Genomic DNA, 9,003 nt, shown 5'->3' on the forward strand with positions numbered 1-9,003 from the left:
GACACGACAGGTGTCGCCCGCCGCCCGCGTTCCGGGCCTCCGACTGGCAAGATTGATGACATGAGCCATCCCCCCGGCCCGCCGGCCGACCTCCCCGCCAAGGGGCGCATCCTCGTCGTCGACGACGATGCGTCGCTCGCGGAGATGCTGACGATCGTGCTCCGCCAGGAGGGCTTCGACAGCCGGATGTGCACCCGTGGCGACCTTGCCCTCGACGAGTTCCGGGACTACCGCCCCGATCTCGTCCTGCTGGACCTGATGCTGCCCGGCAAGGACGGCATCGACGTGTGCAAGGAGATCCGCGGGGAGTCGGGCGTCCCGATCGTGATGCTGACCGCGAAGGGCGACACGATCGACGTCGTCGTGGGGCTCGAGTCGGGTGCGGACGACTACGTCGTGAAGCCGTTCAAGCCCAAGGAGCTGGTCGCCCGGATCCGTGCGCGGGTGCGTCGCTTCGACGCCCCCGAGCAGGAGACGCTGAGCATCGGTGACGTGAGCATCGACGTCGCCGGTCACTCGGTGACCCGGGCCGGGAGGACGATCCCGCTGACGCCGCTGGAGTTCGACCTGCTGGTCTGCCTGGCTCGCAAGCCCTGGCAGGTGTTCACCCGCGAGGTCCTGCTGGAGCAGGTCTGGGGCTACCGCCACGCGGCGGACACCCGGCTGGTCAACGTGCACGTGCAGCGGTTGCGGTCCAAGGTCGAGCACGACCCGGAGAACCCCGAGATCGTGGTCACCGTGCGCGGCGTGGGGTACAAAGCCGGAAACCTCTAGCCGTCGTGGCCTCGCGCAGTCTCCCGGCAGCTCTCCGGCGCGGCCTCACCTTCTGGCGCCGCTCCATCCAGGCGCGCGTGGTGGCCAGCACCGTCCTGCTGTCGGCGACCGTGGTGAGCATCGTGGGCTGGTTCCTGCTGCAGCAGACCCGCGAGGGCCTGCTGGAGAACCGGGTGGACGCGGTGGTGGCCGAGGCCAGCAACGAGACCATGGAGGCCAGGTCCCGACTGGCCGCCGCGCCCGGGACCGACATCGACTCCTCCTCCCAGCAGCGCGACCTGGTCGAGCCGATCATCCAGCGCGGCGACAGCCGGGGGTTCAGCGTGGTGCTCGCCGGACCGATCGGGGAGACCGGGGGCCGGATCGCCGACGGCGGCGCGAAGTTCACCCCGGGGTTGGAGAAGTCGAGCGTCCCGGAGTCGCTGGAGGCGCACTTCGACACCGTCGCCCCCACTGCCTGGACCTACACCGACATCCGCAGCAGGGACGTCCTGGACCCCGGGCCGGTGCGCTCCAGTCCCGGCATCGTGGTCGGGTCGCAGGTGAGGCTCCCGGCCAACGGGGAGACCTACACGCTCTACTACCTCTTCCCGCTGGACGAGGAGGAGGAGACGCTGGCGCTGGTCTCGCGGGCGCTGTTGACCGCCGGCGGCCTGCTGCTGGTGCTGGTGGCCGCGCTGACCTGGCTGGTGGCCCGCCAGGTGGTGACGCCGATCCGGCTCGCCCGGCGGGTCGCAGAGCGGTTGGCCGCCGGTCACCTGCAGGAGCGGCTGAAGGTCTCCGGCGAGGACGACCTGGCCCGGCTGGCCACGTCGTTCAACCAGATGGCCAGCAACCTCCAGCGACAGATCCGCCAGCTCGAGGAGCTGAGTCGGGTCCAGCGCCGCTTCGTCTCCGACGTCTCCCACGAGCTGCGCACCCCGCTGACGACGGTCCGGATGGCCGGTGACGTGCTGCACGACGCCCGCGCCTCGTTCGACGCGCACACCGCCCGGGCGGCCGAGCTGCTCCAGAAGGAGCTCGACCGCTTCGAGCTGCTCCTGGTCGACCTGCTGGAGATCAGCCGGTTCGACGCGGGTGCCGCCGTGCTCGAGGTCGACGACGTCAACCTGGTCGATGTCGCGCACCGGGTCGTGGACATGACCAGGGCGCTGGCCGAGCAACGCAACGTCCGGGTCGCCGTGGACGCTCCGCAGGGCCCCTGCCTCGCCGAGGCCGACGTACGCCGGGTGGAGCGGATCGTGCGCAACCTGGTCACCAACGCGATCGACCACACCGAGCCGGGCACCCGCGATGCCGACATCGTGATCCACGTCGCCGGCGACACCCACGCCGCGGCGATCGCCGTGCGCGACTACGGGGTCGGCCTGGCGCCGGGGGACACCGCCCTGGTGTTCAACCGGTTCTGGCGGGCCGACCCGGCCCGCGCCCGCACCAGCGGGGGCACCGGCCTCGGGCTCTCCATCTCGCTGGAGGACACCCATCTGCACGGCGGGTGGCTCCAGGCCTGGGGACGTCCGGGTCAGGGTGCCCAGTTCCGGCTCACCCTGCCGCGCCGGGCGGGCGGCGCACTGCGCCAGAGCCCGCTCTCGCTGGTGCCGAACGACCTCGAGGAGCGGACGTCGTGACCCGGACCTCGCCGTCGCGTGCCCGCCGGTGCACGCTCGCCCTCCTTCTCGCGCTGGGCCTGCTGCTCCCGGCCGCGTGCGTCCGCCTCCCGGTGAGCGGACCGGTGGTCGAGACCCGGTCCGAGGGGAACCTGAACTCGGAGCCCGGCATCTACATCGACCCCAAGCCGCCGCAGCCGGGGGACTCGGCGCCGGACATCGTCAAGGGGTTCCTCGACGCGATGACCGCCACCCCGATCCAGACCACCGTGGCCAAACAGTTCCTCGCCCCGGACGCGCAGGCCTCCTGGAACCCCGAGCTGGGCACGATCACCTACGCCGACGCCTCGCCGCCGCGCGGTGGCTCCCGGGTCACGGTGACCCTCTCCGGCGCCGACCGGCTCGACGCACGCGGTGGGTGGCGTGGTCCGCTGTCGCGCAGCGAGGAGACCCTCACCTTCCCGATGGTGCTGGTGGACGGCGAACTCCGGATCGCCGATGCGCCGGACGCGCTGATCGTGCCGGAGTCCTGGTTCGAGCAGCGCTTCCGCCAGGTCTCGCTCTACTTCTTCGATCCGACCGCCCGGATCCTGGTGCCCGAGCCGGTCTTCGTGCCCCGGGGGACCCAGCTGGCGACGTCGCTGATCAAGGGCCTGCTGCGAGGCCCGGGTCGCGAGCTGGACCGCGTCTCCCGGAGCTTCATTCCGGCCGGCCTGACCTTCGGCCTCTCGGTGCCGGTCTCGGCGGACGGGGTCGCCGACATCTCGCTGCGCGGCGAGGCCGCCCAGCAGACCCCGCAGGCCATCGAGCTGATGCTGGCGCAGTTCGCCTGGACCCTGCGCCAGGAGCCGGCGATCCGGGCACTGCGGCTCTCGATCGCCGGACAGCTGATCCAGCTGCCCGGGGGTGCCAGCGAGATCGGCGTCAACGAGGGGGCCGAGTACGACCCGACCGGGGACGACGCCAGCGACCAGCTCTTCGGGCTGCGCGACGGCAAGCTGGTCACCGGCTCGTCGGCGGCCCTCGAGGAGGTCCTCGACGGTCCGCTCGGGGTCAAGCGGTACGGCATCGCGTCGGTCGCGGTGAACCTGCGTGCCACCACGGTCGCGGCCGTCTCCGGCAACGGCTCCGCGGTGCTCCTGGCGCCGGTACGCGGCCGCGACGACGTGCTCGAGGTGCTCAGCGGTGCCGACAACCTGCTCACGCCCGCGTGGGACTACGCCAACCGGCTCTGGGTCGTGGACCGGACGCCGTCCGGGGCCCGCGTCACCTTCCTCGAGGACGAGGCGGCCCGCCGGGTCGAGGTGCCGGGTGTCTCCGGCCGCCGGGTCCGCAGCTTCCTGGTCTCCCGAGACGGCTCCCGGTTCGTGGCCGTGGTGCGGACGGCGAGTGGCGACAAGATCCTGGTCAGCCGGATCCGCTACGACGACCAGGGCCGGGTGCTGCAGGTCGAGCCTGCCGAACGGATCGCCTGGCAGGGGTCCGGGCGACTCGACATCCGGGCCGTCGAGTGGTGGACGCCGACGACCGTCGCCGTCCTGCATGCGCTCACCGACGAGCTCTTCCAGGTGCGCACCATCGCGGTGGACGGCTCTCCGCCGGGGCTGAGCAGCCTGTCGACGACGTTGCGTGGGCGGATCCGCTCCCTGGCCGGGTCGCCGGTGCCGGGGGAGAGCCTCTACGCGATCACCCGGAGCTCGCTGATCGACCTCTCGAACGCCGATCGCGGCAACTCCGAGCTCGACCCGACGGTGCGCGCCCTCACCTACGTCGGCTGACGGTCTCCTCCACAGCCGGAGGAGTCCCACCCGCCGGGACGCCGGCGTACTGGTGTCATCGAACCATGCCGCTCGGTCTGGTCGACGCCCTGCTCGACCTGCTGCTCGGAGCGCACTGCGTCGGATGCTCGACACCGGGACGGCTGCTCTGCACGGCGTGTGCGGAGGGCCTGCCCCGTCGGGCGCACCCGGCCTGGCCGGTGCCGACCCCCGCCGGTCTGGTGACGCCGTACGCGGCGGCCCAGTACGAAGGTGTCGTCAGGGAGCTCGTCGTGGGGCACAAGGAGCAGCGGCTGCTGGCGCTGACCGGACCGCTGGGGAACCTGCTGGCCCACGCGCTGCGCGAGCTGCTGGTCGGGAGTGACTCGTCCGGCGGGCCCCTCCTGCTCGTGCCGGTGCCGTCGCGGCCGGCGAGCGTGCGGGCGCGCGGCCATGACCCCACCTGGGCGATGACGGCCCGCGCCTCGGACCTGCTCGGTCTCGAGGGGTGGGACCTCTCCGCGCGCCGGTTGTTGCGGACCCGACCGGGACTGGTGGACCAGACCGGTCTCGGCGCCGAGGCCCGCGCCCGGAACCTCGAGGGCTCGCTGTGGTGCCCCTCCGACGGGCTCCGTCGGCTGGCCCGGGACACCCCGCGGGCCCGGGTGGTGGTCTGCGACGACGTGCTCACCACGGGAGCCACCGCGCGAGAGGCGCAGCGGGCGCTGGAGGCCGTGGGGCTCGACGTGGTCGGCATCGCCGTCGTCGCCGCCACCGTCCGGCGGCGGGGAGTCTCGCCATCCGAACGTCACAGCGATTCTTCAGGTCCACGGCTTTCGCGGAACCCGCCGACGCATTAGCGTCATGACATGGAGTCCGCCCGGGTCCGTGGTTGCGTCAGCACGATGACTGGCGAGAGCCGGGAGTCAGGTTGGCAAGCCGATGCCAGTCGCAGGCGAAACGGTCCACGTAAGGCTGTCCGGGGTTCGCTCCGGGCCAGCCGATCACGGTGCGGCTTAGACGTAAGTCCTGCCTCGTCCTCGTCGTCAGATGCGACGTCCGACGGGAGAAGGGCAGTAGTGGCGGAGAAGCTGCGAACCCCTCTGCAGGCGATTGTGGGGTCGAAGACCAGGTCGGCCGGGCGGGCTCCATCCTCCTCGCGGTCTTGTTTGGCCCAGGAGTGCTCGGGGAACTGACGCCCAGAAACCAACTGTTCAACGGGAGGTTCACATGGAAGTTGTGGTCACAGGTCGGCACTGCGAACTGTCAGATCGGTACCGGGCCCACGTCGAGGAGAAGCTTGCCCGGCTCGAGAAGCACGACCACCGGATCCAGCGCGTCGCCGTCGAGGTGGAGTGCGAGCGCAATCCCCGGCAGCACGACCGTGCGGTCCGCGTCGAGTTGACCGCGTTCTCCAAGGGGCCCGTGATCCGCGCCGAGGCTGCGGCCGCCGACAAGATGGCGGCCCTCGACCTGGCCCTGGACAAGATGGCCTCCCAGATGCGCCGCGCGGCCGATCGCCGTCGCGTGCACCACGGTCGTCACACTCCCGTCTCGGTGGGCGAAGCCCTGGCCTCGACGCCGACTCTCGACGAGCCCGACGGCGACGACGAGGTCGTCACCGAGCGTCAGGTCGGACCGATCACCGTCACCGGTGACGGACCGTTGGTGGTGCGGGAGAAGACCCACCCTGCCAGTCCGATGACCCTCGACCAGGCCCTCTACGAGATGGAGCTGGTCGGCCATGACTTCTACCTCTTCGTCGACAAGGAGAGCGAACGGCCGGCGGTGGTCTACCGCCGTCGCGGCTACGACTACGGCGTGATCTCACTGGATCTCGGGTCCGCCGACTGACGTCGATCACGACGCACTCGGGGGACGGGGTGGCCCGAACGGGCCACCCCGTCCGTGTGCCGAGCCACCCGTCCGGGTCCCATCGACCGCCCGTTCGTGCCATGATGCGTGCGTGACGCAACAGAACGGATCTGGACCGGAGCCCATTCGGGTGCTCGTGGTCGACGACCAGGAACTCTTCCGTCGAGGGCTCACCATGCTGCTGGCCGCCGAGACCGGGATCGAGGTCGTCGGTGAGGCGGGCGACGGGGTCGAGGGCACCAACCTCGCCACGACCGCCGCGCCCGATGTCGTGCTCCTCGACATCCGGATGCCCAAGCGCTCCGGGATCGAGGCGTGCCTGGCCATCAAGCAGGCCGTCCCGTCGGCCAAGATCATCATCCTCACCGTCTCCGACGAGGAGGCCGACCTCTACGAGGCGGTCAAGAGCGGTGCCTCCGGCTACCTGCTCAAGGACTCCTCGATCGAGGAGGTCGCCCAGGCCGTGCGTGTCGTCGCCGACGGCCAGTCGCTGATCTCGCCGTCGATGGCGGTCAAGCTCATCGACGAGTTCAAGCAGATGTCGCGTCCCGAGCAGAACCACGTCCCCGGTCTGCGCCTGACCGACCGCGAGCTGGAGGTGCTCCGGCTGGTGGCCCGCGGCATGAACAACCGCGAGATCGCACGCCAGCTCTTCATCAGCGAGAACACGGTCAAGAACCACGTGCGCAACATCCTCGAGAAGCTGCAGCTGCACTCGCGCATGGAGGCGGTCATGTATGCCGTCAAGGAGAAGTTGCTCGACCTTCCGTGACGCCGTGACCGGAGCGCAGCCGCGTGGGCGCACCTCGCTGTCCACGGCCCAGGCTCGACGGATCGCGCTGGCCGGTCAGGGGTTCGTGGACCCGGCGCACACGCCACCCACGATGCGCACGCTCGCCCGCACCGTCGCACGCACCGGGGTCCTCCAGGTCGACTCCGTCAACGTCCTGCAGCGCGCCCACTACATGCCGCTCTACTCCCGGATGGGTCCCTACGACACCTCGCTGCTGACGCGCGCGGCCGAGCAGCGCCCCCGCCGGCTGGTCGAGTACTGGGCGCACGTGCAGGCGCTGATGCCGGTCGAGCTGTGGCCGGTGATGCAGCACCGGATGGCGTCGTACCGCACCCAGCAGCACAAGTGGTGGGGCACCGAGGTGACCCCGGAGCTTGCCGACAGCCTGCTCGCCGAGATCGCCGAGCGCGGCGCCGCGACCGCACGTGACCTCGACGCGGGGCTGCCGCGGACCAAGGAGAACTGGGGGTGGAACTGGTCGGCCACCCGTCGGACCCTCGACTACCTGTACATGGTGGGCGACGTCGCGATCGCGGGCCGCAACTCCCAGTTCGAGATCCGCTACGACCTGTCCGAGCGGGTGATCCCGCGCGCCGTCCTCGAGATGCCGACCCCGACCCGGCAGGAGGCCGACCGCGAGCTGGTGCGCCGTGCTGCCCGCTCGCACGGCGTCGCCACCGAGCGGTGCCTGCGCGACTACTACCGGATGGGGACCCTGGCCGAGGTCCGCCCGGCGATCGCCGACCTCGTCGAGGCCGGAGAGCTCGAGCCGGTCACCGTCGAGGGCTGGAGTCGGCCGGCGTACCTGCATCGCGACGCGCGGCTGCCCCGCCGGGTGCGGGCCCGGACGCTGCTGAGCCCGTTCGACCCGGTGGTCTGGGAACGCGAGCGGACCGAGCAGCTCTTCGGTTTCCGCTACCGGATCGAGATCTACGTCCCCGCCGACCAGCGGGTGCACGGTTACTACGTCCTGCCCTTCCTGCTCGGCGACAGCATCGTCGCCCGGGTCGACCTGAAGGCGGACCGCCGGGCGGGGTGCCTGCTGGTGCAGGCGGCCTTCGCTGAGCCGGGAGCCCCGGACGACACCGCCGAGGAGTTGGCCGCCGAACTGCGTCGGCTCGCCGGCTGGTTGGGGCTGGCCGGGATCGCCGTCGGCGAGCGGGGCGATCTGAGCGCCGCCCTGCGCCCGCTGCTCCACCGCCCGGGGGGTTAGGGCAGGCTTCGGCTGCTGGGTACAGTGACCCCGCACCCCATCTACCCAGGGAGTTACACCGCCGTGCCTGCCATTCTCGACAAGCTCCTCCGCATCGGCGAAGGCAAGATCCTCCGTCAGCTCGAGGTGATCGCCAAGGCGGTGAACGCCATCGAGGACGACTTCGTCGCGATGAGCGACGACCAGCTGCGCGGGATGACCGCCGAGTTCAAGGAGCGTCTGGCCAACGGCGAGCCGCTGGACGACCTGATGCCGGAAGCCTTCGCCACCGTGCGCGAGGCCGCCCGCCGAGTCACCGGCATGCGCCCCTTCGACGTCCAGGTGATGGGCGCCGCCGCGCTGCACCTGGGCAACATCGCCGAGATGAAGACCGGTGAGGGCAAGACCCTGGTCGCCACCCTCCCGTCGTACCTCAACGCCCTGACCGGCAAGGGCGTCCACGTCGTCACGGTCAACGACTACCTGGCCAAGTACCAGTCCGAGATGATGGGCCGCATCCACCACTTCCTCGGCCTCGAGGTCGGCGTGATCCTGCCGGAGATGCGCCCGGACGAGCGGCGCACGGCGTACAACTGCGACATCACCTACGGCACCAACAACGAGCTCGGCTTCGACTACCTGCGCGACAACATGGCCAGCTCCCTGGACGAGTGCGTCCAGCGCGGCCACAACTTCGCGGTGGTGGACGAGGTCGACTCCATTCTCATCGACGAGGCGCGGACCCCGCTGATCATCAGCGGCCCGACCGACGACGAGGTCCGCTGGTACGCCGAGTTCGCCCGGATCGTCCGCAAGCTCGTCCGCGACGAGGACTACGAGGTCGACGAGAAGAAGCGCACGATCTCGGTGCTCGAGCCCGGGATCACGAAGGTCGAGGACCACCTCGGCATCGAGAACCTCTACGAGTCGGCCAACACCCCGCTCATCTCGTTCCTGAACAACGCCATCAAGGCCAAGGAGCTGTTCCGCAACGACAAGGAGTAC

8 protein-coding genes are annotated in these 9,003 nt (G+C 70.7%); all 8 read left to right on the top strand.

Annotated features, from left to right (window positions below; all coding sequences use genetic code 11):
• Positions 1 to 60 precede the first annotated feature (60 nt).
• The gene (gene mtrA / locus ABZE72_RS13600) at positions 61 to 774 is read left to right on the top strand and encodes an MtrAB system response regulator MtrA (protein ID WP_372729570.1); all 714 of its coding nucleotides are present in this window, start codon (positions 61 to 63) and stop codon (positions 772 to 774) included.
• A 5-nt stretch (positions 775 to 779) separates the two neighbouring features.
• Positions 780 to 2,402, top strand: a complete 1,623-nt coding sequence (gene mtrB, locus ABZE72_RS13605; protein WP_372729571.1) for an MtrAB system histidine kinase MtrB — start codon at positions 780 to 782, stop codon at positions 2,400 to 2,402.
• Complete coding sequence (locus tag ABZE72_RS13610) at positions 2,399 to 4,159, top strand: LpqB family beta-propeller domain-containing protein (protein ID WP_372729572.1); 1,761 nt, start codon at positions 2,399 to 2,401, stop codon at positions 4,157 to 4,159. Before mtrB ends, ABZE72_RS13610 begins: the two co-directional genes overlap by 4 nt.
• A 65-nt stretch (positions 4,160 to 4,224) precedes the next feature.
• Positions 4,225 to 4,998, top strand: a complete 774-nt coding sequence (locus ABZE72_RS13615) for a ComF family protein (RefSeq protein WP_372729573.1) — start codon at positions 4,225 to 4,227, stop codon at positions 4,996 to 4,998.
• Between the two features lie 370 nt (positions 4,999 to 5,368).
• Positions 5,369 to 5,992: a ribosome hibernation-promoting factor, HPF/YfiA family gene (hpf, locus tag ABZE72_RS13620; RefSeq protein ID WP_372729574.1), complete on the top strand. Its 624-nt coding sequence runs from the start codon at positions 5,369 to 5,371 to the stop codon at positions 5,990 to 5,992.
• 112 nt (positions 5,993 to 6,104) lie between these two features.
• Entirely contained in the window at positions 6,105 to 6,785 is a 681-nt protein-coding gene (locus tag ABZE72_RS13625) for a response regulator (RefSeq protein WP_372729575.1), read from the top strand.
• 4 nt (positions 6,786 to 6,789) lie between these two features.
• Complete coding sequence (locus ABZE72_RS13630) at positions 6,790 to 8,019, top strand: winged helix-turn-helix domain-containing protein (RefSeq protein WP_372729576.1); 1,230 nt, start codon at positions 6,790 to 6,792, stop codon at positions 8,017 to 8,019.
• 63 nt (positions 8,020 to 8,082) lie between these two features.
• On the top strand, positions 8,083 to 9,003 hold a 921-nt coding region (locus ABZE72_RS13635; protein WP_372729577.1), incomplete at its 3' end, for a DEAD/DEAH box helicase.

The organism is Nocardioides sp. (assembly GCF_041600255.1).
GTDB lineage: Bacteria > Actinomycetota > Actinomycetes > Propionibacteriales > Nocardioidaceae > Nocardioides.